Origin of the sequence: Streptomyces sp. NPDC058579, from assembly GCF_042718575.1 — a bacterium.
In the GTDB taxonomy this organism is placed as follows: Bacteria; Actinomycetota; Actinomycetes; order Streptomycetales; family Streptomycetaceae; genus Streptomyces.
The window spans coordinates 38,037-64,221 of sequence record NZ_JBHXPI010000038.1 but is presented as its reverse complement, the minus strand read 5'-3'; the positions used below and the strand labels follow the sequence as shown (position 1 = coordinate 64,221).

Below are 26,185 nucleotides of genomic sequence, written 5' to 3'. Positions count from 1 at the left end.
CCGCGGGGCGCCCCCCCCCCCCCCCCCGCTGGCGGCCCTTGGGGGCCCCCCCCCCCACCCCACGCCGCGCGCCGGCCCGGGGGGGGGGGGGGGGCCCCCCCCCCCCCCCCCGCCCCTCGGGGGTGTTCGGTGTTCCTGCCGGGTCAGGAGCGGTTCATGACTCCGGGGGGCAGGCCGCGCGTGAACTTGGTGTTGCGCAGCGCCACCGGTGTGGGTGTCGACTGCTGGGTCCAGGGCTCGTCCCAGATGAAGTTGGTTCCGCCGACGTCACCATGCGTCTGCCACACCGTGTTGTCCGTGGTGAGCACCTTGACGTACGCGTTGGGGCCCCGGGCCTCGATGCCCACGGCGCACACGTTGTCCGGGTAGTTCGGGTTGGCCGGATCGCCGTCGGCATCGGTCCCGTTGGTGAGGTCCTGCCAGACGATCGTCCCGCCGAGCGACGGACCCCGGCCGGCGAACACGTTGCCGCCGGTGAGAACGGCCTGGAAGTCCTCAGGGCCGATCAGGGGGGCGTAGACGTCGATGTCGGAGCAGGGGCCGGTGGCGCCTGTCGCGCCGGTGGCACCCGTGGCTCCGGTCGCGCCGGTCGCACCCGTCGCGCCTGTCGCGCCCGTGGCTCCGGTCGGGCCCGCGGGGCCCGTCTCGCCGGTGGCCCCGGTGGCACCCGTCGCACCCGTGGCCCCGGTCTCACCGGTGGCTCCGGTCGCGCCCGTAGCACCTGTCGCGCCTGCGGGGCCCGTCTCGCCGGTCGCCCCGGTCGCCCCGGTCGCTCCCGTGGCACCCGTGGCGCCCGTGGGTCCTGCGGGCCCGGTCTCACCCGTCGCACCCGTAGCCCCGGTCGCACCGGTAGCTCCGGTCTCGCCCGTGGCGCCGGTTGCCCCGGTCTCGCCCGTCGCACCCGTCTCACCCGTTGCGCCGGTCTCGCCCGTCTCGCCCTGCGGCCCCTGCGGGCCGGTCGGACCCGTGGGACCGGTCGGACCCGTCGGGCCCTCCAGGCAGTGGTCCGGAGGACCGCCCCAGGCGCCCGCGCGGAGGTGGCTCGGGGGGCCGCCCATGAGACGGCCGACCTCGTGGTCGAGGTACTGCTGGAGGTCGCCCGGCACCCCGGGCCCCGACATCCGCGGACCCTCGTGACCGGGTGGTCCCTGGTACTCGTGCGGCGGCGGGCCTTCCTCGTGCCGGGGCGGTCCGTCCTCGTGATGCGGGGGCGGTCCGTCCTCGTGATGCGGCCGCTCCTCGCAGTCCTCGCCGGCCGGGTACATCTCCCGTGCGTCGTACGCGGGGCCGTCCGGGCCCTCGTTCCGTACGCCACCGACAGCCGGAGTCGCGAGTCCCGTGAGCACGAGTGCGACGGAGGCGAGGGCGCTGCCGCCCAGCCACGCGCGTCGACGGGGAAGCGGCCCCAGCGAGGACCTGGTCCTTGTCCTGGAATCAGGACTCATACACCTGCTCCTTCTCAACCGGATCGAGTGTCTTACCGGGAAGCGCACAGGCTTCCGATACGATCATCGGTTCGCTACGGCGAAGACTTGACGGCTTCGGCGGAGTCTCAACGCCTTGGCCTAGGGGTGGAATCCCAATGGATGCGTACGCGGTAGCGAACTCCGGGAGGCCTCTCGGCGTGCCGTCCCGCCGTCTCGCAAGCCCGTGCGTACGGTCGCTGCCCGACCGACCCCCCGGAAGCGGTGTTGCCGTGAAGCCGTCCGTCTGCTTGTGCATGATCGTCAAGAACGAGGCGCGTGTCATCGAACGGTGCCTCGCTTCCGTCCGCGACCTGGTGGACACCTGGGTCATCTCCGACACCGGCTCGACCGACGGGACCCAGGACCTGATCAGGAAGGCGCTCGACGGCATCCCCGGCGAGCTCCACGAGGAGCCCTGGGTGAACTTCGGGCACAACCGGAGCCTGAACATCTCCCATGCCCGGGGCCGCGCCGACTACCTCCTGCTCCTCGACGCCGACCTCGTCCTCCGCCAGGACGGCCCCCTGCCCCCGCTGGCCGCCGACGCCTACATGCTCCGGCACGAGGGCGCGCTGGAGTACCGCATCAAACGCCTGGTCAGGGGCGATCTGCCGTGGCGGTACGAGGGCGTCACCCACGAGTACCTCACCGCCGACCAGGACCACGTCCAGGAGAACCTCGACGCCCTGTTCATCCAGGACCACGCCGACGGGGGCTCGCGCCACGACAAGTTCGAACGCGACGCCCGCCTGCTCGGTGCCGAACTCGAACGCGACCCCTCCAACGTCCGTACGGTCTTCTACCTCGCGCAGACCATGCGCGACCTGGGCCGCACCACCGACGCGATCGCCCTCTACGAGCGCCGGGCGGCCATGGGCGGCTGGGCCGAGGAGGTGTACTACGCGCTGCTCCAGGCCGGCGTCCTGCGCGCGGAGTCCGGTGACTGGCCGGCCGCGATGGACACCCTGACGCGCGCCTGGGACGCGCGGCCCGAGCGGCTCGAAGCCTGCTACGAACTGGCCTCGCGGCTACGGCTGAGGGGCCGTAACCACTCCGCGCACGCGGTCGTCTCCGCCGTCGTCGGCCGGAAGCAGCCGGACGACGTGCTCTTCACGCAGCCGTGGGTGTACCGGTGGGGGCTGCTCTTCGAGTACTCGATCACCGCGTACTGGGTCGGCGACCACGCGGCCTCCCTCGCGGCCTGCGACCGGCTGCTCGCCCTGCCGGACCTGCCGGAGTCGTACCGCGAACAGACCCGCGCCAACCGCGAGTTCGCCGTACGAAGGCTCGGGGTCGCCTCGATCCCGGAGCCGGCCGCCGCGGTCCGGGACTGAGGCCGGCCATGGCGACCCCTTCCCCGACCTCTTCCTCCACTCTCTCCGCCGCCCCGGTCGCCGACCGCCCGTCCCGCCCCGTGCCCCGCCCCGGCGATCGGCCGGACGCGGCGCGGGGGCGGCGGCACGGCGTCTGGCTCTGGCCGACGCTGGTCGCCCTCGCCCTTTCGGTGTACGCGATCGGCCGGCCGCTGCTGTGGCAGGACGAGCTCAACACCTGGGACATGGCCGCCCGGTCCACCGGGCAGCTCCTCGACACGGTCCAGCGCGTGGACGCGGTGCTCGGCGGCTACTACCTCTTCCTGCACGGCTGGATGGCCGTCTTCGGGGACTCCGCCGCCGCGCTGCGCATGCCCTCGGCCCTCGCGATGGCCGGCACCGCCGGCTGTACGGCGCTGATCGGCCGGCGTCTCTTCGGCGCCCGCGCCGGGCTCGCCGCCGGTCTCCTCTTCGCCCTCACCCCGGTCGTGACGCGCTACGCGCACGAGGCCCGTCCGTACGCACTGGTGGTCCTCGCCGTCACCCTCTCCACCCTGCTGCTCCTGCGCGCGCTCGATGAGCCGGAGCGCCGGTGGCGCTGGGCCGCGTACGGACTGTGCGTGGCGGCGGTCGGCCTGCTGCACATGGTCGCGCTGACCGTCCTTGCCGGGCATCTGGTCGCCGTGGCCCTGCGGGCCCGCGCGGATCGCCCGATCGCCCTGCGCTTCGGCCTCGCCGCGCTGGCCGGGACCGCCGCCGTCGCGCCGGTCGCTCTCCTCGGGCGGGCTCAGGCGGGCCGTCAGATCTCCTGGATCCCGGGCCCGGACCTGTGGAGTCTGGTCACCTTCCTGCCCCAGCTGTACGCCTCCGCGCTGGTCGCCGGGGCCGTGACCACGCTCGCCGTACTGGCGTGGGGCGAGCGCCGCGCAAGGCCCGGCGGCGCCGGTTCGGCCGCGCGGGTATCGGCCGCGCGGGGCCCGGTTCTCGTCGTCTCCGCGCTCGCCGTGCTGCCCCCGCTGCTGCTCTGGGCGGTCTCGCACGGCGACGTCTCGTACTTCTACTTCCGGTATCTGCTCTTCACGCTCCCCGCGTGGGCCGTCCTCGCGGGGGCGGGGCTCGCAGGGCCGAGGTCCCGGGGGGTCGTCGCGGCGGTCCTGGTGGCGCTCGCCTTGCTCACGCTGCCGGACCAGCAGGCGGTCCGCCGTCCGTACGCGCACTTCTGGCACGGCGTCGACTACGAGGGCGCCGCGCGGACCATCGAGAAGTACCACCGGCCCGGGGACGCGGTGGCGTTCGACCGGGGTGACGACTACTGGCGCATGCTCGACGTCGGCGTCCGCTTCTATCTGCGGGACGAGCTACGGCCGCGCGACGTCTTCCTCTCCACAGCGGCCGCCGACCGCGCGGACCTGTGGTCGACGGAGTGCCCCGACCCGGCCGCCTGCCTGAAGGCGGAGAAGCGGATCTGGCTGGTGGTGGCCGGGGACGCGGCCGATCCGTTCGACGCGCTCCCGGCCGAGCAGGCGCGGGCCCTCCGCGCCCGCTACACCGCGACCGGCACCGAGCGGCTGACGGGCGTGACGGTGGCACTCCTCGTACGCACGACCACCTAGGAGACAGAACGCCCCCGCGCCCGCAGGCTCACCGCACGCGGGCGCGGTGCTCCATCGCCTCGCGGGCCGTGTGCTCGTCCTCGTAGACCTCGCACATGTGGCGGCCGTCCGGGGTCGCCGTGTGCTCCACCTCCCACAGGCTCAGCTCACCGCCGTCGAGCAGCAGGAACGCGTGCTCGTAGAGCGTGAATCCGGCGTCCCGGCCACCGCCCTCCACCGTGCACAGCCGGCCGAAGGCCTGGGTGATGTGGTGTGCGAAGGCCATCCGCAGCCGGCGTGCCGTCTGCTCGCCGGGCCGGTCCGGGTTCTCCGCGCGGCGCAGCACCCGGCGGGCGTGGTCCGGGGAGTTGTCCGGGACGTACATCCGGGGCTGCTTCGGTATCGGGCGGGACAAGAGCGCGCTCAGCAGCTCGAGGTCGTTGTCCTCGTCGAACTCCGGCCCTGAGGTGCGCTCCACGTCCCAGCCCTGGGAGAAGCGGGTCGGCAGCCGGGACGCGGCGAGCCGGGCCTCCGCCTCGTCCGCGTACAGCTCGTGCTGCTCGGTGCCGGCCCGGCCGGAGTTGTGCACGAGCTCCCAGAGACCGAGCGCCGTGCCGTCGGCGAGCAGATAGGTGTGGCGGTACGTCGTGCGGTGCAGCGACGCGCTGTGGTGCGAGGAGTGCAGCGTGCTGGAGTGGGCGAACGCCGTCTCCAGGCGTTCGATCGAGCTGTCGGGGAGATCGAAGGAGTTGAGCGCCCGGCCGAGGAGCCGCGCGAGGTGCGTCTCGGTCGTCTCGTACGGATCGTGAGGATCCCGCGGATCGTTCAAGGGGTTCTCCAGGCCGTCGCCGCATGTCACTTGGTGCTTGCTAAACGTAGTCCCTGGGTCTGACATCGTGTCCGGGTTCGGCAAAACGAGGGGGGCGCGCGGAAAGTTCCCGCGCGCCGGTCGTCGAAGTCCGTCAACTCCCTTTATTGGACGGGGAGTCGACAGTGGGGCCCGGCCCGTACAGCTCGCGGTGCGCGGGGAACTCTCCGCCCGGTCCCGCCACCCCCTCGGCGACCTCCCGGAGCGCCCGCGCGATCGCCCGGGTCACCAGGTCGGCGCCCGCCGCGAGGATCTCGTTGAGGGCGAGCGGCCCGGCCTCCGGGGGCAGCGGGCGGTCGCCGGTCGCGAGGGCGAAGACGGTGTCCCCGTCGTTGAGGAGGTGCACCGGACGCACGGCGCGCGCGATGCCGTCGTGCGCCGTGCCCGCCAACTTCTGCGCCTGCGCGCGGGTCAGGTCCGCGTCGGTCGCCACGACCGCGAGGGTGGTGTTGAGGGACGGCGGGGTGTTCCGGGCCGCCGCCTCGGCGAGCCGGAGCCGGGCGGCCTCGTGGACGGCCGGTTCCGGGTAGGCGGGCCGGTGGCCCTGGAAGAGCTCCCCGTACAGGACGCCCGTCTCCGGGTCGACCGCCGAGCCGACCGCGTTGACGACGACGAGCGCGCCGACCGTGATCCCCGACTTCAGGACCGTACTGGCCGTACCGACCCCGCCCTTGAGCCCGCCGACCACGGCTCCGGTGCCCGCGCCGACCGCGCCCGTCTCCACGCGCGCGTGGAGCTCCGTCGCGGCGGCGGCCTCCACGGCGGCCCGCCCGGTGGACGCGTCCGGGCGGGCCGAGAAGTCGCCGCCCCGGCCCAGGTCGAAGACGCAGGCGGCGGGGACCACCGGGACCACGTGCGTGGGCTCGGGACCGACCCGTACCCCGCGTCCCCGCTCCTCCAGCCAGGCCATCACCCCGCCGGCCGAGTCGAGCCCGTACGCGCTGCCGCCCGTCAGGACCAGCGCCTCGATCCGCTGGACGAGGTTACGGGGGTCGAGCGCGTCGGTCTCCCGGGTGCCGGGGCCGCCGCCGCGCACGTCCACGGCGGCCACCGCGCCGCCCTCCGGGGCGAGGACGACCGTGGTGCCGCTCAGCGCCCCCGGCCCCGCCACGGGCGCGTGGCCGACCCGCAGCCCGGCCACGTCCGTGATTGCGTCATGGTTCGTCATGGTCATGGTCCTTGCGTACCACGCGCGTTCGGTCAGTAGCCCTGACCGTGGCCGGGGCCCGCGCCGCGCGAGGCCGGGTTGCGCGAGGCCAGCGTCACCCCGACGGCCACCGTCGCCGCCGCGACGAGGCCCGCCAGCAGGACCGCCCAGTGGCCGGCGAACGTGCACATCAGGATCGCCAGGGCCGAGACGGGCAGTACGAGCTGCTGCGCGATGCCGACCTTGAAGTAGCGGGCGTGCAGCACCCACACGCAGAGCAGGAAGAGCGCGGCGGGGATCGTCACGGCCGAGGAGGCGGCGAGCGTGGAGATGTGGGCCTTGCCGACGACCTGCTCGACGGCGACCTCGATGCCGGCGCCGATGGCGGCGGCCGAGGCGAAGATCAGAAAGTGGCCGTAACCCCAGAGGAAGGCCCGCCGGTTGGAGGAGAGCCGGAGGTGGGCCGGGGCGGCGAAGTAGATCCACCAGGCGGCGTAGACGATCAGCAGTCCGCCTGCGGCGATCGGGAGCACCTGGTCCAGGGCGTCGTACTCCGCGACGCCCGTCTTCACGGCGACGGTCGCCGCGAAGATCGTCTCGCCGAGGACGATGATGGTGAACAGGCCGTAGCGCTCGGAGACGTGGTGCGGGTGCCATTGGCTGCTGACGTCCTTCTCCGCGAACGCGGGGACGGCCAGCTCGGCGACGACCCCGGCCAGGAAGATCCAGGGCTGGGCGGATTCGGGTGCCCAGAGGAAGGCGATCCAGCCGAGCTGGACGAGCAGCACCCCGCCCGCGTACCGGCGGCACATCCTGCGCTCGCCGGGGTCCGTGGCGTGGTGGGCGGCGCGGAGCCACTGGGAGGCGAGGGCGATCCGCATCACGATGTAGCCGAGGACGGCGACGGAGAAGTCGTCCTCGAAGACCCGGGAGATACCGGCGGCGAGGATCAGGACGCCGGCGATCTGGATGAGCGTGACGACGCGGTAGAGGACGTCGTCGTTGTCGTACGCGGAGGCGAACCAGGTGAAGTTCATCCAGGCCCACCAGATCGCGAAGAAGACCATCGCGTAGTGGGCGATCCCGTCGGCGGCGTGGTGCTCGGCGATCGCGTGCACGAGCTCGGCACCGGCCTGGGAGACGGCGACGACGAAGCAGAGGTCGAAGAAGAGCTCGAGCGGCGTGGCGGAGCGGTGCGCCTCGTCGCGCGACCGCGCGGTGAGCGGCAGGAACGGTTGCGTCATGCGCCCCAGGACACCAGAGCGGGAGCCCGGCCGGGGCGATTGGCACGCGGACCGGCTTCCGGGACCGGCGGGGAGCCGTCCGCCGCGAGGGTACGCGCCTCGCGGTACCGCCAGGCCACCGTGTGGGCCAGGCCCGGGTGGGCGCCCAGGGGAGCCGCGACCGTCCAGGCGCCCGGCACGGCGGCGAGCGCGTGCGTGAAGCGGCCGGGGGCCAGCAGGTGCGTCGCGATCGCCACGCGCGCGTGGCCGGCCGCCCGCAGCCCCGCCACCGCGTCCCGCACCGACGGCTCCGAGGCCGAGCAGTACGCCGTCACCACCGGCACCCCCACCCGTCGGGCAAGGAGTCGCGCCGCCGCCTCCGTACCGCCGTTGCCGCCCGGGCGGGATGAGCCGGCCCCCGCCACCACCACCGCGTCCCCGGGCCCGCCCGCCTCCACGAGGCGGTCGTGCAGGGCGAGGCCCACGGCGGGGACGCCGCTGAGCCCGGGCGTGACCACGCAGTCGTGGCGGCGGGCGACCGCCGGGATGTCCACGGTCCGGTGGTAGCCGTCGCCCAGGAGCAGTGGGACGACCACCGCACCCGGGCAGGAGGCGAGCACCTCCGCCAGCGAAGGCGCCTGGTGGCCGAGGTCGCCGAGGTGTCCGACCACGACCCGCGTGCCCGTGAGCCGCCGCACCGACTCCGCGAGCCGCTCGATCGTCGCCCCCGCCTCGGGGACCGCGCTGCCGTGCACGGCGAGGACCAGCATCCGTACGCACCTCCAAGAAGGTCGGGGCCGTGGCCGGCGGTGTCGTACGCCCCACGGCCCCCACCCGTTCACGCTAAGCCGGGCCGCCCCTCCGGGAGCACCGCCATCGGTCCCGCTCCGACGGGCCACAAGTCCCCTCTGCTCGGGCCCTTCACGGCCCCGAACCGCCCCCCGGGCCCGCCTACGGTCGGAGACGGACATCCCTCTACCGCTCGGAGAGCCCGCCATGGCCACCCCCACCCAGACCCTCGTGCTGATCGGCCACGGCATGGTCGGCCACCGTCTCCTGGAGGCGCTCGCCGAGCGTGGCGCGCTCGCCGACCCCGCCGACCCGGGCGCGCCCGGCTGGCAGGTCGTCGTGCTCGCCGAGGAGGACGTCCCGGCCTACGACCGGGTCCACCTCTCGTCCGTCTTCACGGGCACGGACCCGAACCAACTCGGTCTCGCCGACGCCGAGTTCCTCGAAGCGCACGGCATCGACCTGCGCCTGGGCGACCCCGCCGAGCAGATCGACACGGCCGCCCGCACGGTCACCACCACCTCCGGCGCAGTCGTCGCGTACGACGCGCTGGTCCTGGCCACCGGCTCGTACCCCTTCGTCCCGCCCATCCCCGGCGCCGACGCGCCCGGCTGCTTCACGTACCGCACGCTCTACGACGTCGAGGCCCTCACCTCGTACGCCGAGAACCGCCGCGCCGAAGGCCGCCGTACCGGCGTCGTGGTCGGCGGCGGGCTCCTCGGCCTGGAGGCGGCGGGCGCGCTGAGGACCCTCGGACTGACCACGCACGTGGTCGAGTTCGCGCCCCGGCTCATGCCGCTCCAGGTAGACGACGGCGGGGCCGCCGCGCTGCGGGCCACCATCGAGTCGATGGGCGTCGCCGTGCACACGGGCGTCGGCGCCGCCGAGATCGAGACGGACGCGGACGGGCGGACGCGCAGCCTGAAGCTCTCCGACGGCAACCGCGTCCCCGCCGACCTGGTCGTCTTCTCGGCCGGTGTACGGCCGAGGGACCGGCTCGCGCGGGAGTCGGGGCTCGCGGTCGGCGACCGCGGGGGCGTGGCCGTCGACGAGCACTGCCGCACCACGGACCCGTACGTCTACGCGATCGGCGAGTGCGCCCAGACCTGCGACGGGCGGGTCTACGGGCTTGTGGCGCCCGGCTACCAGATGGCCGAGACGGTCGCGGACCGGCTCGGGGGGGAGGGCGACCTCGTCTTCACCGGCGCCGACACGTCCACCAAGCTGAAGCTCCTCGGCGCGGACGTGGCCTCCTTCGGCGACCCTTTCGCCGCCGGGCCGCAGGCCACCGAGATCGTCTTCTCGGACGGCCGTGAGGGCGTGTACAAGAAGCTGCTGCTCGGCCCCGACGGGCAGTTGCTCGGCGGCATCCTGGTCGGTGACGCGGAGGCGTACGGTTCGCTGATGCCGCACGCCGGGCGGCAGCTCCCGGCTCCTCCGGAGGCGTTCCTGCTGCCCGCGGGCGGTGGCGGCGAGCTGCCCGGCGCGGACAGCCTGCCCGACGACGCCGTCGTCTGCTCGTGCCACAACGTCACCAAGGGCGCGGTGCGCGCCGCCGTCGCCGAGCACGGCCTGACCGACGTCGGCGGAGTCAAGCGCTGTACGAAGGCGGGCACGGGCTGCGGCGGCTGCGTGAACACCCTCCAGGCCGTCCTCGACGCCGCCGGGGTCGAGAAGCCGCGCGGGCTCTGCGAGCACTTCCCCGACCTCTCCCGGTCGGAGCTCTACGCGCGCGTGCGGGACGAACACATCCGGTCCTTCAGCGAGCTGATCGAGAAGTACGGGAAGGGTGAGGGGTGCGTCGTCTGCAAGCCGGTCGTCGCGAACGTCCTCGGCACGCTCGGCCCCGAGCTCGGGCTGCCGCACATCCTCCACGGCGAGCAGGCCGCGCTGCAGGACTCCAATGACCTCTTTCTCGCCAATCTCCAGAAGGACGGCACGTATTCGGTCGTGCCGCGCGTTCCTGGCGGTGAGATCACCGCCGAGCAGCTGATCGTCATCGGTGAGATCGCCCGCGATCACGGCCTGTACACGAAGATCACCGGCGGCCAGCGGATCGACCTCTTCGGTGCGCGGAAGGCCGAACTCCCCGGTATCTGGCGGAGGTTGATCGACGCGGGCTTCGAGTCGGGGCACGCGTACGGCAAGTCCCTGCGGACGGTGAAGTCCTGCGTCGGGTCGAAGTTCTGCCGCTTCGGGCAGGGCGACTCGGTGCAGCTCGCCATCGACCTGGAGCTGCGCTACCGGGGGCTGCGCGCCCCGCACAAGATCAAGGGCGGGGTGTCGGGCTGTCTGCGCGAGTGCGCGGAGGCGCGCGGCAAGGACATCGGCGTGATCGCCACCGCCGGCGGCTGGAACCTGTACGTCTGCGGCAACGGCGGTACGAGCCCCCGCCACGCCGATCTGCTCGCCTCCGACCTGTCGGCGGCCGAACTCTTCGCGCTGATCGACCGGTTCCTCATGTACTACGTACGGACCGGGGAGCGTCTGGAGCGTACGTCGGCGTGGCTGGAGCGGCTCGAAGGCGGCCTCGACCATCTGCGGGAGGTGCTCGTCGAGGACCGGCTCGGGATCGGCGCGGAGCTCGAGGCCCAGATGGAGCGGCACGTGGCGGCCTACCGCGACGAGTGGCGCGCGGTCCTCGACGACCCGGCGGCGCTGGCCCGCTTCGGCCCGTACGGCGATGGGGTCGAGTTCCTGGAGCCGGGGCGCGGGCGGACGGCGGTGCTGGAGGACGGCAGCGAGGCGGCGCTCTTCAAGGACGGGACGGGTGAGGTGTACGCGGTGGGCAACCGCGACCCGTTCTCCGGGGCGGACGTGCTCGCCGACGGGATCATGGGGACGCGGGACGGGGAGCCGGTGGTGGCCTCGCCGATGCTCAAGCAGGAGTTCTCCCTGCGGACCGGCGTCTGCCTGGACGACCCGTCGGTCGCGCTGCCGGTGCACGAGGCCGGGGCGGTGCGTACGGCCCGCGACTGACGGGGCCCGCGACTGACAGGAGACCCGTGACTGACGGGACCTCCGCCCGCTCAGGTCGCGACCATGGCCTCTGACCTACCCCTGATGCGGGAGCGCACGGTGGAGGAGCAAGGAAAATCCGGAAAGTCCCCACCCCCATGGAAGCGCCATGAGTTCCGTAGTCCAGGACAGCAGAGCGGCGACGAGCGGGCCGGCACCCTCGTACGACGCGGAGCAGTACCGCCCCGGCAGGCCGATCAACGACTGGGAGCCCGAGAACGAGCTCTTCTGGAAGTCGATCGGCAAGCGCGTCGCCAACCGCAACCTGTGGATCGCGGTCCCGGCGCTCCTGGTGGCCTTCGTCGTCTGGCAGGTGTGGAGCGTCACCGCCACCAACCTGAAGGACGTCGGCTTCGGCTTCTCGACCTCGCAGCTGTTCTGGCTGACGGCGATCCCCGGTCTGACCGGCGGCACCGCCCGGATCTTCTACACCTTCCTCGGCCCGCGCATCGGCCAGCGCCGCTTCACGGCGCTGTCGACGGTCGTGCTGATCGTGCCGCTGATCTGGCTGGGCATCGCGATCCAGAACCCGTCGACCCCGTACACCGTGATGGTCGCCATCGCCGCCCTGTGCGGCATCGGCGGCGCCAACTTCGCCTCCTCGCTCGCCAACATCGGCTTCTTCTTCCCGAAGTCGAAGAAGGGCAGCGCGACCGGCATCAACGGCGGCCTGGGCAACCTGGGCGTCTCGGTGGTCCAGCTGCTCACGCCGATCGTCATCACCTTCTCGACCATCGCGATCGGCTCGGCCCAGCACAAGGCCGACGGAACCCCGGTCTACCTGCAGAACGCGGCCTTCATCTGGGTCCCGGTGCTGCTGGTCCTCGCGGCGATCGCCTGGTTCGGCCAGAACGACCTGAAGGTCGCCTCCACCCCGTTCAGCAAGCAGAAGGTCATCTTCAAGCGCAAGCACAACTGGGTGATGACCTGGCTGTACGTCGGCACCTTCGGCTCCTTCATCGGCTTCGCCGCCGCGCTGCCGATGCTGATCAAGACCACCTTCCCGGACTACTCCGTCGCCACCTACGCCTGGATGGGTCCCGCGGTCGGTGCCCTGGCCCGGTGGGCGGGCGGCTGGGTCGCGGACAAGCTGGGCGGCGCCCGGGTGACGATCCTGTCCTACGTGGGCATGGCCGCCTCGATCATCGGCGTCATCACCTTCCTGCCGTCCGGGTCTGACGCGGGCAGCTTCTACGGCTTCTTCTTCTGCTTCCTCGCCGCGTTCTTCTTCTCGGGCCTCGGCAACGGCTCGACCTTCCGCCAGATCCCGGTGATCTTCCGCTCGACCCATCTGAAGGGGCTCACGGAGGGCACGCCGGAGTACACGAAGGCGCTGAAGCAGTCGGAGATGGAGTCCGGCGCCGTCACCGGCTTCACCTCGGCCATCGCCGCCTACGGCTTCTTCTTCATCCCGGCCCTCTTCGGCTCGGTGGCCGTGACCAGCGCGATGTGGGGCTTCGTCGCCTTCTACGCCAGCTGCATGGTTGTGACCTGGTGGTTCTACGCCCGCAAGGGCGCGGAGGCGCCCAGCTGACCGGCGTAACCCCCAGCTGACAGGCTGCTGATCCGCTCGCGAAAGGCCCCGCTCACGCGGGGTCTTTCCGCATGCCCGGAGCGGGACCAATGGCCGTCGACTGGTGACCAATGCCGAGCCTTTTGATCGATCAAAAGGCGTGCAATGGAGGTAGGCAACGACGCGATCGAATGATTCGAAGAAGGCGGTGCGGGCAGTGACTGCGACCCCTGCTGAGGCAACGGTGGACGAGCGGGCCTGGAAGGGCTTCAAGGGCGGGCTGTGGCGCGATGCCGTCGACGTCCGCGACTTCATCCAGCAGAACTACACGCCGTACGAGGGCGACGACACCTTCCTCGCCGGCCCCACCGAGCGGACCACCGCCGTGTGGAAGGCCATCACCGACCGCTTCCCGGAGGAGCGCGCCAAGGGCGTGTACGACGTCGCCCACGACATCCCCTCCACCATCACCTCCCACGCCCCCGGCTGGATCGACCGCGACAAGGACCTGATCGTCGGCCTGCAGACCGACGCCCCGCTCAAGCGCGCGATCATGCCGAACGGCGGCTGGCGCATGGTCGCCGGCGCCCTGGAGACCTACGGCTACCCGGTCTCGGCCGAGCTGGAGCAGGTCTTCACCGAGTACCGCAAGACGCACAACGCCGGTGTCTTCGACGCCTACACCCCCGAGATCCGCGCCGCCCGCAAGGCCGGCATCGTCACCGGTCTCCCCGACGCCTACGGCCGCGGCCGCATCATCGGCGACTACCGCCGTGTCGCCCTCTACGGCGTCGACCGCCTGATCGCGGTCAAGCAGGAGGAGAAGGAGGGGCTCAACTCCCTTCCCGCCGAGCGCCGTTCGCTGGAGGAGACCATCCGGCTGCGCGAGGAGCTCGCCGAGCAGATCCGCGCGCTCGGCGAACTGAAGACGATGGCCGCCGCCTACGGGTACGACATCTCCGGCCCGGCGACCACCGGCCGCGAGGCCGTCCAGTGGCTGTACTTCGCCTATCTCGCCGCCGTGAAGGAGCAGAACGGCGCGGCGATGTCGCTCGGCCGCACCTCCACCTTCGTGGACGTCTATCTCCAGCGCGACATCGAGGCCGGGCTCCTCACCGAGGAGCAGGCCCAGGAACTGGTCGACGACTTCATCATCAAGCTCCGCATCGTCCGCTTCCTGCGCACCCCCGAGTACGACGAGCTGTTCTCCGGCGACCCGACGTGGGTCACCGAGTCCATCGCGGGGATGGGCGAGGACGGCCGTCCGCTGGTCACCAGGACCTCCTTCCGCTACCTCCAGACCCTCTACAACCTCGGCCCGGCGCCCGAGCCGAACATGACCGTCTTCTGGTCGCCCCGGCTGCCCCAGGGCTTCAAGGAGTTCTGCGCCAGGGTCTCGATCGACACCTCCTCCGTGCAGTACGAGTCGGACGAGCTGATGCGGCCGCGCTTCGGCGACGACACCGCGATCGCCTGCTGTGTCTCGGCGATGCCCGTCGGCAAGCAGATGCAGTTCTTCGGCGCCCGCGTGAACGTCGCCAAGACCCTCCTGTACGCGATCAACGGCGGCCGGGACGAGAAGTCCGGCGCGCAGGTCGGCCCGGCGACCGGCGCGATCACCTCGGAGGTCCTGGAGTACGACGAGGTCCTCGCCCGGTTCGACGAGCAGATGGAGTGGCTCGCGAGCGTCTACGTCCACGCCCTGAACGTCATCCACTACATGCACGACAAGTACGCCTACGAGCGCATCGAGATGGCGCTCCACGACCGCGACGTGCGCCGCACCATGGCCTGCGGCATCGCCGGCCTGTCCGTTGCCGCCGACTCGCTGGCCGCCGTCAAGTACGCCAAGGTCACCCCGGTCCGGGACGAGACCGGTCTCGCGACCGACTACGTGATCGAGGGCGAGTACCCGGCGTTCGGCAACAACGACGAGCGGGCCGACGAGATCGCGGTCTGGCTGGTCGAGGAGTTCATGAAGAAGGTGCGCAAGCACCCGACCTACCGGAACGCCGAACACACCCAGTCCGTCCTGACCATCACCTCCAACGTCGTCTACGGGAAGAAGACCGGCAACACCCCCGACGGGCGCCGCGCCGGTGAGCCGTTCTCGCCGGGCGCCAACCCGATGAACGGCCGCGACACCCACGGCTACGTCGCCTCGGCCCTGTCGGTCGCCAAGCTCCCGTACGAGGACGCCGAGGACGGCATCTCGCTGACCAACACGGTCACCCCCGACGGCCTGGGCCGCACCCCCGAGGAGCGGATCAGGAACCTGGCCGGTGTCCTGGACGGCTACATGGCCAGCGACGGCTTCCACATGAACGTCAACGTCCTCAACCGGGATGTGCTGATGGACGCCATGGAGCACCCGGAGAGCTACCCGCAGCTGACCATCCGGGTCTCCGGATACGCGGTCAACTTCGTCCGGCTCACCCGCGACCAGCAGCTCGACGTCCTCAACCGCACCTTCCACGGCGCGCTGTAGCCGCCGGCGCGCCCCCGATCGCGCCCCCAGGGCCGGACCTACCCTCACCTCGGCCCCGGGGCCGCTCCCCTTCGGAACGGAGAGGTCCTGCCATGACCACGACGACCACGACGCCCGTCACAGCGCCGACGATGCCGCTCGCCGCCACCACACCCGGCACCACACCCGCCACCACACCCGGCACCACACCCGGTCCCGCGACGCCGGCCGCCGCGGCGACCCGCCGTCCTTCCGAGGGCTCGGTGCACTCCTGGGACCTGTCGACCGGCGTCGACGGCCCCGGCACCCGCTTCGTCACCTTCCTCTCCGGCTGCCCGCTGACCTGTCTCTACTGCCACAACCCCGACACCTGGCGGATGCGCGGCGGCACCCGCACCTCCGCCGACGCCGTGATCGCCGAAGCCGCGAAGTGCACCCGCTTCATCCAGGCGTCCGGCGGCGGGGCCACCGTCTCCGGCGGCGAACCCCTCCTCCAGCCCGTCTTCACCGGCGAGCTGCTCCACCGGATGAAGCACGAGCTCGGCTTCCACACCGCCCTCGACACCTCCGGCTTCCTGGGCGTACGCGCCACCGACGCCCTGCTGCGCGACACCGACCTCGTCCTCCTCGACATCAAGTCCTGGGACCCGGACACGTACAAAAAGGTCACCGGCCGGCCGCTGCGGCCGACCCTGGACTTCGCCCGCCGCCTCGCCGACCTCGGCCAGGAGGTCCACGTCCGCTTCGTGCTCGTCCCGGGCCTCACCGACGACCCCGACAACATCGAGGGGGTCGCCGCCTTCGCCGCCGGCCTCGGCAATGTCTCGCGCGTCGACATCCTCCCCTTCCACAAGCTCGGCGAAGCGAAGTGGCAAGCACTCGCCATGCCGTTCGCGCTCCACGACACCCCCTCCCCGACCCCCGACGAGGTCGCCCGGGCCCGCGCCCTCTTCCGGTCCCACGGCCTGAACGCCATCTGAGCGAAACGTTCACCCGCCCGACGCGGAGAACATGCCCATATGGGGCATACCGGCCTACCGTGTGCGCGTGACCGAGCCACCCGAAGGCCCCGAGACCGCCGTCCAGACGTCTTCCGTCGTCCAGACGGCGCCCGACGTCCGCCGCCAGACCCCGGCCGACGTGCGCCGCCGGGCCGCGCTCGCCGGAACCGTCGTCTCCGCCCTGCTGATCGTCGCGATCGTGCTCGGCAGCCGGCTCCTGCGCGACTTCGACTCGGCTCTCCTCCCGTACGCCGTCGCCACCGTCTTCCTCGCCTTCGGCGTCGCCTACCGCTACACCGTGTGGATCTCCGCGCCCGGCGCCCGCCGCCTCTTCAAGCAGGGCTGGCGCTCCTTCTTCTCGGCCGCCAACTTCCGCAAGGCACCCACCGCGCTGCCGAAGATGATCGCCACCTACCTCGGCTTCCAGAAGTTCCTCGGCGCCCGCTCGCACGCCCGCTGGGCCGCCCACCAGATGATCTTCTGGGGCTGCATCCTGGCCGCCCTGATCACCTTCCCGCTCACCTGGGGCTGGTTCACCTTCACCTCGTCCACCGGCTCCGGACCCGGGTACGAGATGCGGATCTGGGGCTTCAAGGTCCTCGGTTTCGACGCGCTGAACATCGTCGGCTGGCTGATGTTCCACGGCCTCGACATCGCCGCCGTCCTCGTCATCCCCGGCGCGTCCTACTTCCTGTGGCGCCGGATGAAGGACCGCGGCGCCATCACCGGCCAGCGGTTCGCCTACGACCTGGTGCCGCTGATCGCCCTCATCGTCATCGCCGTGACCGGGCTCCTGCTCACCTTCTCGTCGATCTTCCTGCATGGCGGCGGCTACGAGTTCCTGGCGATCCTGCACATGGTGTCGGTGGTCTTCACGCTCATCTACATCCCGTTCGGGAAGTTCTTCCACATCGTGCAGCGGCCGGCCGCCGTCGGCATGCAGCTCTTCAAGTACACCTCCCGCAAGAAGGACGGCGACGGGGTCCTCGCCTGCCGCCGCTGCGGGGAGCCCATCGACGCGGCCCCGTACGTCGAGAACCTCCAGGGCACCATGCGCGACCTCGACCTCGGCTTCGCCGAAGGACCCACGTACTGCCCCCGCTGCAAGCGCGTGATGCGCGGCAACGCCTACCTCACCCACGTCAAGAAGGGCTTCAAGTGACCCAGCCGAACGTGGGCCGGTCCACCCCCCTCCCGCTCGACCCCTCCATCGCCCCGCCCGGCACGCGCAACTTCCGCGACGCGGGCGGCATCCCCGCCGACCGCTGGCACGCCGACCAGGAGGGCGAGACGCTCGTCCCCACCCACTGCTGCTTCTGCGGCGTGCAGTGCGGCATGTACCTGCGGGTCGACCGCGGCGGCAAGGTCTTCGGCGTCGAGCCCCGCAACCACGACATCAACCGGATGCGGCTCTGCCCCAAGGGCATCAACGCCTACCAGCAGGTCAACCACCCCGACCGGCTCACCGCCCCGCTCATGCGCCGCAACCGCGACGAGGAGTTCCGCGAGGCCAGCTGGGAGGAGGCGCTCGACTTCACGGTCGCCGAGATCCGCCGTATCCAGGACGAGTACGGCAACGACTCCTTCGGCCTGCTCGGCGGAGCCAGCCTCTACTCCGAGAAGACGTATCTCGTCGGCAAGTTCGCCCGCGTCGCCCTCAAGTCCCGGCACGTCGACTACAACGGCCGCCTGTGCATGGTCTCCGCCGCCGGCGCCAACAAGCTGGCCTTCGGCATCGACCGCGCCGGCAACCCGTTCTCCGACATCCTCCTCACCGACTGCCTCCTCATCGCCGGCTCCAACGTCGGCGAGTGCTTCCCGGTGATGACCCAGTACCTCTGGGGAGCCCGGGACCGCGGTGCCAGCCTGATCGTCATCGACCCCCGCGAGACGGCCATCGCCCGCACCGCCGACCTCCACGTCGCCCTCAAGCCCGGCACCGACTCCGCGTTCTTCAGCGCCGTCCTGAACGTGGTCGTCGCCGAGGGCCTCACCGACGAGGCCTACCTCGCCGCCCACACCACCGGCTGGGACGAGGTGAAGCGGACCGTCGCCGCGTACCCGCCCTCCCGCGCCGCCGAGATCTGCGGCGTCCCCGAGGAGCAGATCGTCCGGACGGCCCGGATGTTCGCCGGCGCGGACAAGGCCATGGCCTGGCACGCCCGCGGCGTCGAACACCACTCCCAGGGCGTGGAGAACTGCCTGACGATCATCAACCTGTGCGCCGCCACCGGGAACATCGGCAAGCCCGGCGCCGGCTACGGCACCATCACCGGGCAGGGCAACGGTCAGGGCGGCCGCGAGCACGGCCAGAAGTCCGACCTGCTGCCCGGCGGCCGCTCGATCACCAACCCCGAGCACCGCCGGCAGATCTGCGAGATCTGGGGCATCGACGAGTCCGAACTCCCGCCCGCCGGCACCTCCATGATGGAGATGGTCTGGCAGATGCAGCGCGAGGAGATCCGCGGCCTGATCGGCATCTGCAACAACCCCTTCGTCTCCCTCCCCAACTACGCGACCGTCAAGAACGGCTACGACACCCTCCAGTTCCACGCCCAGTTCGACTTCTTCCTCTCCGAGACGGCCACCAACGCGCACGTCGTCTTCCCCGTCACCGTCTGGGCCGAGGACGAGGGCGTGATGGCCAACGCGGAGGCCCGGGTCGTCAAGCACAACAAGGCCCAGGAACCGCCCGCCGGGGTCCGCACCGACACCTGGGTGATCTGCGAACTCGCCAAGCGCCTCGGCGCCGGCGACAAGTTCGACTTCCCCGACTCCCGCTCCGTCTTCGAGGAACTGCGCATCGCCTCGGCCGGCACGGTCAACGACTACTACGGCATCACCTACGAGCGCCTCGAGGAGACCGGCGGCATCGCCTGGCCCTGCCCCAGCACCGACCACCCGGGCACCCCCCGCCTCTTCGAGGACGGCAGGACCTACCACCCGGACGGCAAGATCCATATGCAGGTCGTCGAATGGCACCCGCCCATGGACCCGTACAGCGAGGAGTACCCCCTCTCGCTCACCACCGGCCGCACCGTCGCCCACTTCCTCTCCGGCAACCAGACCCGCCGCCTGGGCGGCCTCGTCGAACAGACCCCGCGGCCCTGGGTCGAGGTCCACCCCTCCCACGGCTTCCGCAACGGCGACCCCGTCCGCGTCGTCACCCGCCGGGGCAGCGAGGTCTTCCCCGCCCTGGTGACCGAGGCGATCAGGCCCGACACCGTCTTCGTGCCGTACCACTGGCCGGTCCCCACCGCCGCCAACGCCCTCACCATCGACGCCCTCGACCCCCGCTCCAAGATCCCCGAGTACAAGGTCTGCGCGGCCCGCATCGAAGGCGCCGAAACCATCGACGAGGTCCCCGCGCCCCCGACCGCCCCCGGGCAGCTCGCCTACCCGGAGGCCCAGGTCTCCCGTACCGACCCCCTGCCACCCACGTCCCCGCAGGGCCGTGGCACATCGGAGAGGAGCTGACGCCGCTCATGATGGGCCGCACGATCTTCATCGACCCCGGGCGCTGCATCGGCTGCCAGGCGTGCGTCTCGGCCTGCCGCGAGTGCGACTCGCACCGCGGCAAGTCGATGATCCACCTCGACTACCCCGACGAGGGGCACTCCGTCGCCTCCCTCCCCACGGTCTGCATGCACTGCGAGGACCCGGTCGCCCCCTGCGCCGAGGTCTGCCCCGCCGACGCCATCCTCGTCACCGCCGACGGCGTGGTGCAGCAGGCCGACACCACCCGCTGCATCGGCTGCGCCAACTGCGTCAACGCCTGCCCCTTCGGCGTCCCGAAGATCGACCTCCAGGCGAAGCTGCAGATGAAGTGCAACCTCTGCTACGACCGCACCGCCTACGGTCTCGCCCCCATGTGCGCGACCGTCTGCCCCACCGGCGCCCTCTTCTACGGGACGCTCGAAGAGCTCCAGGCCGAGCGGCCCGGCGTCCAGGTCGCCGACTCCTTCACCTTCGGCACGACCACCGTCTCCACCGGAGTGGCGATGGTCGTCCCCGCCGACAAGGTCCAATGGCCGGTTCCCGGCGGCCTGCCCGTCGTGGAGATCAACGGGGTGGATGTCCGATGAGCGTCACCGAGCAGCCGCCGGCCGAGGGTCCCGGCGGGACCGACGCCGCCCAGGAGGCGCTGCACGACCGCATCGCCGCCGACTCGCTCACCACCCGGCGCGACTACCTGCGGATCGTGGCCACCGTCTCCGGCGGCCTGGCCCTCGGCGGCATCGGCGTCGCCTCCGGCATCCTGCACCGCCACGGCGACTCCGAGGGCGCACCCGAGGTGAGGAAGATCGCCGACCAGCTGCTGCCCGGCGAGTCCCTCGCCTTCCGCTACCCCGAGGAGGCGGACCGGGCGGTCGCCATCCGCATGGAGGACGGCACCCTCGCCGGCTACTCGGCCGTCTGCACCCACCTCGCCTGCGCGGTCCTGTGGCGCAAGGACCGGGGCAGCGAGGGCGAGCTGTACTGCCCCTGCCACGAGGGGATCTTCGACGCCCGTACGGGAGCGGTGACGGCCGGCCCGCCACCCCGGGCGCTGCCCAAGGTGCTCCTGGTGGAGGAGGTCGACGGCAGTATCTGGGCCGTCGGCACGACCCGCTCCGGCGAGAGCGTCCAGGAAGGTCTGTGCCGCCAGCTCGGCGAGGAGCGGCCCGGCCTTGCCGAGCGCCTCGGCTGTCCGGGGGTCTCGGCAGGGGGAGCGGCCACGAGGAGCGAGCGCACATGAGCGACACCCCCTTCCCCCGAGACCCGGAGGTCCCCGACCCGTCCCCGCGCACCCCGGGCACCCCCGGCGGAGGGCCCGGCGCGGGTCCCGCCGAAGGCCCGGGCGGCGGGTCCGCCGAAGGCCCCGGCGGCGGCGCCGCGTATCCGCCGCGCCCCGCCTACACCCCCGGGAGCGCGCAGCCCCGCCTCAACCGCCCCGTCCAGGAGCGCTACCCGCAGATCCGCCCCACCAGCGGCTACGGCGACCCCCGGGTCCGTCACACAGGACCGGGCCCCGGCGCCGGTACGGAGCAGGAGCCCGAGCGCTCCTCGAAACTGAGCGCGCGCCTGGCCCTGGCCCTCACGGTCGTCATCGGTCAGCTGTGGGGGCTGACGATCGTGGTCGACGAGTGGATGGCGGGCGACACCGGCACGGCCTGGTGGGGGGCCGGCTTCCTCGTCCTGTCCTTCCTCGTCGTGCTCGGTCTCTGGCTGCTCGACCCGAAAGACCGCTGATCGGAGCGGGTCCACGGCCGAATACCCGGCGTACCCTGGAGGTATGAGCACCGCCCCCGCCCACGGTCCGCGAGACGCGAAGCAGCCCGGCAACCAGTCAACCCCCGAGAACACCACGAAGCCGAAGCTGATCTTCGACGATCCACTGGACCAGCAGTCCGCGGACGATACGGACCGCGGGTGGGGCGAGCGGCCTCCCGGCGGCGGCGACAGCTCCGCCGATCTCGCGCGGTTCCTCGAAGAGAAGCCGCCGCACCACCTCTGACGCCGGTGCGAGTCGCCGGCTAGGGGGTGGGGTGCGACCCCGTACCGCCCGTACCCGTACCCCCCGTACCGGTACCCCCCGTGCCGGCGCCCGAGCTCGGGCCGCGCTGGGTGACGAGCGCGTCGCGGATCTCCTTGAGGACCTCCAGCTCGCTGATCTCCATCGTCTCCTGGACGCCTTCCTTCGCCTTGTCGTGCGCGGCCCGCCTGGCCAGGTACTTCGCCATGGGCAGCACCATCAGGAAGTACACGACGGCGGCCGTGATCAGGAAGCTGAGGACGGCGCTGAGCACCAGGCCCCACTGGAGCTCGATGCCCTGCACCTCCCCGTTCACCACCTGGCACGAGTCCTTGATGCAGCTCTTGTAGCTCTCCAGGTTCTTCGTGCCGAAGGCTCCGACCACCGGGTTGATGATGCCCTTCACCACCGAGTTCACGATGTTGGTGAACGCGGCACCGATCACGACCGCCACAGCCAGGTCGATCACATTGCCGCGTGTGAGGAAGGCCTTGAAGCCTGCCATCACGCTTTCGTTCTTCGGGCTCACCCGGATGCCTTTCGTCGCGTGTGCAGTTACGTGTGCGGTTAGCGCAGCCATTACGCCGCGAACAGCGCAGAGCCGTCCAATCCGTACACACGGGACGGTGACTTGACAGACAGTCCGTGCGAATCAGCACAGTGTCACCGCCAGTTGACCCGTGACACCCGCACCGGCCAGAGCCGTCGCCGTCGACCGTGGCACGGAGAGGACGATCAAGGCCCCTCCGTCCGAACGAGTCTCGCCCGAGCGCGGAACTTCGGCCACTCGGGCGCCCGTAGCGACCACGCGCGCCTCACCGGCCTCGCCCATCGGCGAGTTGGGCGCGGCGATCACGTCCACCCGGTCCCCGGGCCTCAACAGCCGCACGGTCTCCGCGTCGGCGATCCGCACCGGCGCCGACACCAGCCGCACCACGGGCGCCCGGCGCTGCTCCGACGTCACCGCCGCGGCCGGGGGCGGCGGGCCCGCGGAGACCTTGCCCCCGGCCGCCACCGCCAGGGCGGCCGCGCTCATCACCAGGATCGCGGCCGGTGCCCGCCCCCTGCGCCGCAGCACCCGTCGCCACCGCTGGCGCCCGCTCCGTACCCGCAGCGGCTCGAACGGCGGGACGCCGAGCGGCGCGGGAACGGGGGAGTGGTCGTGGCAGGAAGGAGGGAGAGCGTGAGAGGTCGTCATCGTGGACACCGCCTGTCGGGAGTCGAGTCGGAGAACCGAACCGCTCCCACCATCCCGCCCCGCCGGAAATCCCGCTCCAGCCTGTGGATCAACCGCCGCCTGTGGACAACTCCCTCACTCCTCAGGGGGATTCACAGGGCGGTCCACAGCTGCAGTCACGGCAGCTCGATCCCCAGGTCCCAGCCGTCGTGCGCCCGGGTGCACAGGCAGTCCCGGTCCGCCGTGTCCGGCAGCGCGCCCACCGCGTCGAAGAGGACCTCCCGCAGCCGCCCGAGGTTCGCGCGGAAGACCCGCATGACCTCGGTGTGCGAGACGCCCTCGCCCGTCTCCGTGCCCGCGTCCAGGTCGGTGACGAGCGCGAGCGAGGTGTAGCAGAGCCCCAGTTCGCGGGCGAGGATCGCCTCGGGGTGCCCGGTCATCCCGACCACCGACCAGCCGGCCGCCGCGTGCCAGCGCGACTCCGCGCGCGTGGAGAAGCGCGGCCCCTCGACGACGACCATGGTGCCGCCGTCCACCGCGTCCCAGCCCTTCCCCCGGGCCGCCTTCATCGCCACCCGCCGGCCGTCCGGGCAGTACGGGTCGGCGAAGGTGGTGTGCACGACGTTCGGCACGGCCCCGCCCCAGGCCTCCGGCAGCGGCTCCCCGTCGAAGTACGTCTGCACGCGCGTCTTCGTACGGTCGACCAGCTGGTCCGGTACGACGAGGGTCCCTGGCCCGTACTCCTCGCGCAGCCCGCCCACGGCGCACGGCCCGAGGACCTGCCGTACGCCCACCGAGCGCAGCGCCCACAGGTTGGCGCGGTAGTTGATCCGGTGCGGCGGCACGGTGTGGCCCCGGCCGTGCCGGGGCAGGAAGGCGACCCTCCGCCCCGCGACCTCGCCCAGGAGGAGCACGTCGCTGGGGCTGCCGTACGGGGTGTCCACGGACACCTCCGTCACGTCCTCCAGGAAGGAGTAGAACCCCGATCCGCCGATAACACCGATGTCCGCGTACGCGTGCGTCGCCTTGGTCGCCATGGCGGTCAGATTAACGGCCGGAGAAACGCCGGAAGCCCTACCGCGCACAGCGGTAGGGCTTCCGTAAGAACGTCGGTCGGGCGCCTGGATCAGGCTGCCGAGCTGGAGCTCGACGAGCTCGACGTGCTCGAAGAGCTGGACGTCGAGGACGAGCTCGACGAGGCGGCCGGCTTCGCGTCCGAGGAGGACGACGAAGACGACGAGGACGTGGAAGAAGCCGTGGAGGACTTCGACGCGGGGGCGCTGGAACTCGACGAGCCGCGGCTGTCGTTCCGGTAGAAGCCGGAACCCTTGAAGACGATGCCGACCGCCGAGAACACCTTCTTCAGGCGTCCCTTGCAGCTCGGGCACTCCGTCAGCGCGTCATCGGTGAACTTCTGCACCGCCTCGAGGCCCTCGCCGCACTCGGTGCACTGGTACTGGTAGGTCGGCACTTGTCTTCCTCCTGGCACTCACACTCATCGAGTGCTAACGACGATCCATAGTGACGTATTCCGCCGGATCAGTCCACCGTCACCGGCACTCGGTGACCGATACCACGCGCCGCCACGCGCCCCGGAGCCCGGGGGCTCAGGTGCGAGCGCAGTGCGAGGAGCGTGGCGAGCGCGAGCGCCGTGCCCACCAGCGGCACCAGGAATCCGGTGCTCGCGCCGTGCTCGTCGGCGAGCCGTCCCGCGACCGTCACGGCGCCCGCCTGGCCCAGCGCCACGGCGCCGGTCAGCCAGGTGAAGGCCTCGGTCCGGGAGGAGGCCGGGACCAGGGTCTCGACGATGGTGTACCCGGTGATCAGGGCGGGGGCGATGCACAGACCCACGACCAGGCCGAGGGCGCCGAGCACCAGCACGGAGTGGGCGGACCAGAGCAGCGAGGCGGCCACGGTCAGTCCGGCGTAGCCCAGGATCAGGCGCTTGCGCGGGCCGATCTTCCAGGCGATGGCGCCGCACGCGATGCCCGCGAGCATGTTGCCCGCGGCGAACGTGCCGTACAGCAGGCCGTTGGCGCCGGGGTTGCCGATCTCCTCGCTGAACGCGGTCAGCGAGACCTGCATGCCGCCGAAGACCGAGCCGATGCCCAGGAAGGCGATGGCCAGGACGCGGACGCCGGGGATGGAGAGCGCGGAGGCGCGCGCCTTGCCGGAGGCCGCCGCGACCAGGCCGTGGACCGGCTGGGTGCGCCGCTGGGCGGCGAAGAACAGGCCGCCGAAGAGCGTCAGGGCCGCCTCGGCGATCAGACCGGCCGCGGGGTGCACGCCGGTGGAGAGCGCGGTGGCGAGGACCGGGCCGACGACGAAGGTGAACTCGTCCGTGACGGACTCGAAGGCCGCGGCCGTCGGCATCAGCGGGGAGTTCTCCAGCTTCGCCGCCCAGCGGGCGCGGACCATCGGCCCGATCTGCGGGACGGAGGCGCCGGCCGGTACGGCCGCGAGGAACAGGGCCCACATCGGGGCGCCCGTGAGCGCGAGGACGACGAGCAGGGAGACGGCGGCGGAGTGGATGAGCACGCCGGGGACCAGGACGGCGCGCTGGCCGAAGCGGTCGGCGAGCTTGCCGCTCTGCGGGGCGAAGAGCGCCATCGAGACGCCGGTGGCGGCGGCGACGGCACCGGCACTGCCGTACGAGCCGGTGGTGTGCTGGACGAGCAGGACGATGCCGATCGTCAGCATCGCGAACGGCTGCCGGGCGGCGAACCCGGGGATCAGGAACGACAGCGCGCCGGGCGTCCGGAGCAGCTGCCCGTATCCGGCACGCTTGCGGGCCTTGGGGGGCTTCCCACCCTTGCCCTTGCGGGGCTCGCCCAGAGCCTTCACAGGCGTGTCAGAAGTGACCGTGGACACCACGGTCCTTGCCTTTCTGCCGCCTGGTAGCGCGCCCCTGCACGGTGGTGCGGGCGTAGCCGAGAGCTGTCCTCTTGCGCGGAACTGCGGTAGATACCAAGCCCCTGCGGAGGGCGTCTCGGCCGCCATACGGTCGCGCCAGCTCTGCGTCAGGCAGAGTTGGTTCGATCTAGTGTGCCTTCATGCTACAGGGAAGGGCGTCTCCCCGCCTGGGAAAGCGCCCTT

The 26,185-nt window shown here is 71.8% G+C and carries 22 protein-coding genes; 12 read left to right on the top strand and 10 right to left on the bottom strand.

The features are described 5' to 3' along the window. Positions 1-143 precede the first annotated feature (143 nt). Positions 144-1,445 carry a hypothetical protein gene (locus tag ACFWRO_RS29950; protein ID WP_384515475.1) on the bottom strand — a complete coding sequence of 434 codons (1,302 nt, stop codon included), beginning with the start codon at positions 1,443-1,445 and terminating at the stop codon, positions 144-146. Between the two features lie 275 nt (positions 1,446-1,720). Between ACFWRO_RS29950 and ACFWRO_RS29945 the strand changes: the two genes are divergently transcribed. Beyond that, the gene (locus ACFWRO_RS29945; RefSeq protein WP_384515472.1) at positions 1,721-2,800 is read left to right on the top strand and encodes a glycosyltransferase; all 1,080 of its coding nucleotides are present in this window, start codon (positions 1,721-1,723) and stop codon (positions 2,798-2,800) included. 8 nt (positions 2,801-2,808) lie between these two features. Continuing rightward, positions 2,809-4,392 (top strand): glycosyltransferase family 39 protein, encoded by a 1,584-nt coding sequence (locus tag ACFWRO_RS29940; RefSeq protein ID WP_384515469.1) that lies wholly within the window; start codon positions 2,809-2,811, stop codon positions 4,390-4,392. Positions 4,393-4,420: 28 nt separating this feature from the next. Here the strand turns inward: ACFWRO_RS29940 and ACFWRO_RS29935 are convergent, their stop codons facing one another. The 4 genes from ACFWRO_RS29935 to ACFWRO_RS29920 form a co-directional block, all read right to left on the bottom strand. Next, entirely contained in the window at positions 4,421-5,266 is an 846-nt protein-coding gene (locus tag ACFWRO_RS29935; protein WP_384515466.1) for a DUF6227 family protein, read from the bottom strand. Positions 5,267-5,333: 67 nt separating this feature from the next. Then, positions 5,334-6,407, bottom strand: a complete 1,074-nt coding sequence (locus ACFWRO_RS29930; protein WP_384515465.1) for a P1 family peptidase — start codon at positions 6,405-6,407, stop codon at positions 5,334-5,336. A 32-nt stretch (positions 6,408-6,439) separates the two neighbouring features. Beyond that, the gene (locus tag ACFWRO_RS29925) at positions 6,440-7,630 is read right to left on the bottom strand and encodes a low temperature requirement protein A (RefSeq protein ID WP_384515463.1); all 1,191 of its coding nucleotides are present in this window, start codon (positions 7,628-7,630) and stop codon (positions 6,440-6,442) included. After that, positions 7,627-8,379, bottom strand: a complete 753-nt coding sequence (locus ACFWRO_RS29920; RefSeq protein ID WP_384515460.1) for a sirohydrochlorin chelatase — start codon at positions 8,377-8,379, stop codon at positions 7,627-7,629. The genes ACFWRO_RS29925 and ACFWRO_RS29920 overlap by 4 nt, the downstream gene beginning before the upstream one ends. 226 nt (positions 8,380-8,605) lie before the next feature. Here ACFWRO_RS29920 and nirB point away from each other — a divergent pair, with 226 nt between their 5' ends. The 10 genes from nirB (at position 8,606) to ACFWRO_RS29870 (ending at position 21,894) form a co-directional block, all read left to right on the top strand. After that, positions 8,606-11,377, top strand: a complete 2,772-nt coding sequence (nirB, locus tag ACFWRO_RS29915; RefSeq protein ID WP_384515458.1) for a nitrite reductase large subunit NirB — start codon at positions 8,606-8,608, stop codon at positions 11,375-11,377. Positions 11,378-11,525: 148 nt separating this feature from the next. Beyond that, the gene (locus ACFWRO_RS29910; protein ID WP_384515455.1) at positions 11,526-12,950 is read left to right on the top strand and encodes a NarK family nitrate/nitrite MFS transporter; all 1,425 of its coding nucleotides are present in this window, start codon (positions 11,526-11,528) and stop codon (positions 12,948-12,950) included. A 187-nt stretch (positions 12,951-13,137) separates the two neighbouring features. Then, a complete protein-coding gene (pflB, locus tag ACFWRO_RS29905; protein WP_384515453.1) occupies positions 13,138-15,417 on the top strand; it encodes a formate C-acetyltransferase in 2,280 nt (759 codons plus the stop codon). A gap of 92 nt (positions 15,418-15,509) precedes the next feature. Then, positions 15,510-16,376 (top strand): pyruvate formate-lyase-activating protein, encoded by an 867-nt coding sequence (gene pflA / locus ACFWRO_RS29900; RefSeq protein ID WP_384515451.1) that lies wholly within the window; start codon positions 15,510-15,512, stop codon positions 16,374-16,376. Between the two features lie 160 nt (positions 16,377-16,536). Continuing rightward, the gene (locus ACFWRO_RS29895; RefSeq protein WP_384515506.1) at positions 16,537-17,559 is read left to right on the top strand and encodes an MFS transporter; all 1,023 of its coding nucleotides are present in this window, start codon (positions 16,537-16,539) and stop codon (positions 17,557-17,559) included. Continuing rightward, entirely contained in the window at positions 17,556-19,874 is a 2,319-nt protein-coding gene (locus tag ACFWRO_RS29890; RefSeq protein ID WP_384515448.1) for a molybdopterin oxidoreductase family protein, read from the top strand. Before ACFWRO_RS29895 ends, ACFWRO_RS29890 begins: the two co-directional genes overlap by 4 nt. Positions 19,875-19,882: 8 nt before the next feature. Next, entirely contained in the window at positions 19,883-20,482 is a 600-nt protein-coding gene (locus ACFWRO_RS29885) for a 4Fe-4S dicluster domain-containing protein (protein WP_384515446.1), read from the top strand. Further along, positions 20,479-21,135, top strand: coding sequence for a ubiquinol-cytochrome c reductase iron-sulfur subunit (locus tag ACFWRO_RS29880; protein WP_384515443.1), 657 nt, complete (start codon positions 20,479-20,481; stop codon positions 21,133-21,135). The genes ACFWRO_RS29885 and ACFWRO_RS29880 overlap by 4 nt, the downstream gene beginning before the upstream one ends. Then, entirely contained in the window at positions 21,132-21,629 is a 498-nt protein-coding gene (locus tag ACFWRO_RS29875) for a hypothetical protein (protein WP_384515440.1), read from the top strand. The genes ACFWRO_RS29880 and ACFWRO_RS29875 overlap by 4 nt, the downstream gene beginning before the upstream one ends. A gap of 43 nt (positions 21,630-21,672) precedes the next feature. Then, entirely contained in the window at positions 21,673-21,894 is a 222-nt protein-coding gene (locus tag ACFWRO_RS29870) for a hypothetical protein (protein WP_384515437.1), read from the top strand. A gap of 19 nt (positions 21,895-21,913) precedes the next feature. Here the strand turns inward: ACFWRO_RS29870 and mscL are convergent, their stop codons facing one another. From mscL to ACFWRO_RS29845, 5 genes are all read right to left on the bottom strand, one after another. Continuing rightward, entirely contained in the window at positions 21,914-22,441 is a 528-nt protein-coding gene (mscL, locus tag ACFWRO_RS29865) for a large conductance mechanosensitive channel protein MscL (RefSeq protein ID WP_384515435.1), read from the bottom strand. A gap of 123 nt (positions 22,442-22,564) precedes the next feature. After that, positions 22,565-23,110: a hypothetical protein gene (locus ACFWRO_RS29860; RefSeq protein ID WP_384515433.1), complete on the bottom strand. Its 546-nt coding sequence runs from the start codon at positions 23,108-23,110 to the stop codon at positions 22,565-22,567. A gap of 155 nt (positions 23,111-23,265) precedes the next feature. Continuing rightward, the gene (locus ACFWRO_RS29855) at positions 23,266-24,126 is read right to left on the bottom strand and encodes an S-methyl-5'-thioadenosine phosphorylase (protein ID WP_384515430.1); all 861 of its coding nucleotides are present in this window, start codon (positions 24,124-24,126) and stop codon (positions 23,266-23,268) included. An 89-nt stretch (positions 24,127-24,215) separates the two neighbouring features. Next, entirely contained in the window at positions 24,216-24,560 is a 345-nt protein-coding gene (locus ACFWRO_RS29850) for an FmdB family zinc ribbon protein (protein WP_384515428.1), read from the bottom strand. Positions 24,561-24,628: 68 nt separating this feature from the next. Further along, complete coding sequence (locus ACFWRO_RS29845; protein WP_384515425.1) at positions 24,629-25,933, bottom strand: MFS transporter; 1,305 nt, start codon at positions 25,931-25,933, stop codon at positions 24,629-24,631. Positions 25,934-26,185: the final 252 nt, after the last annotated feature.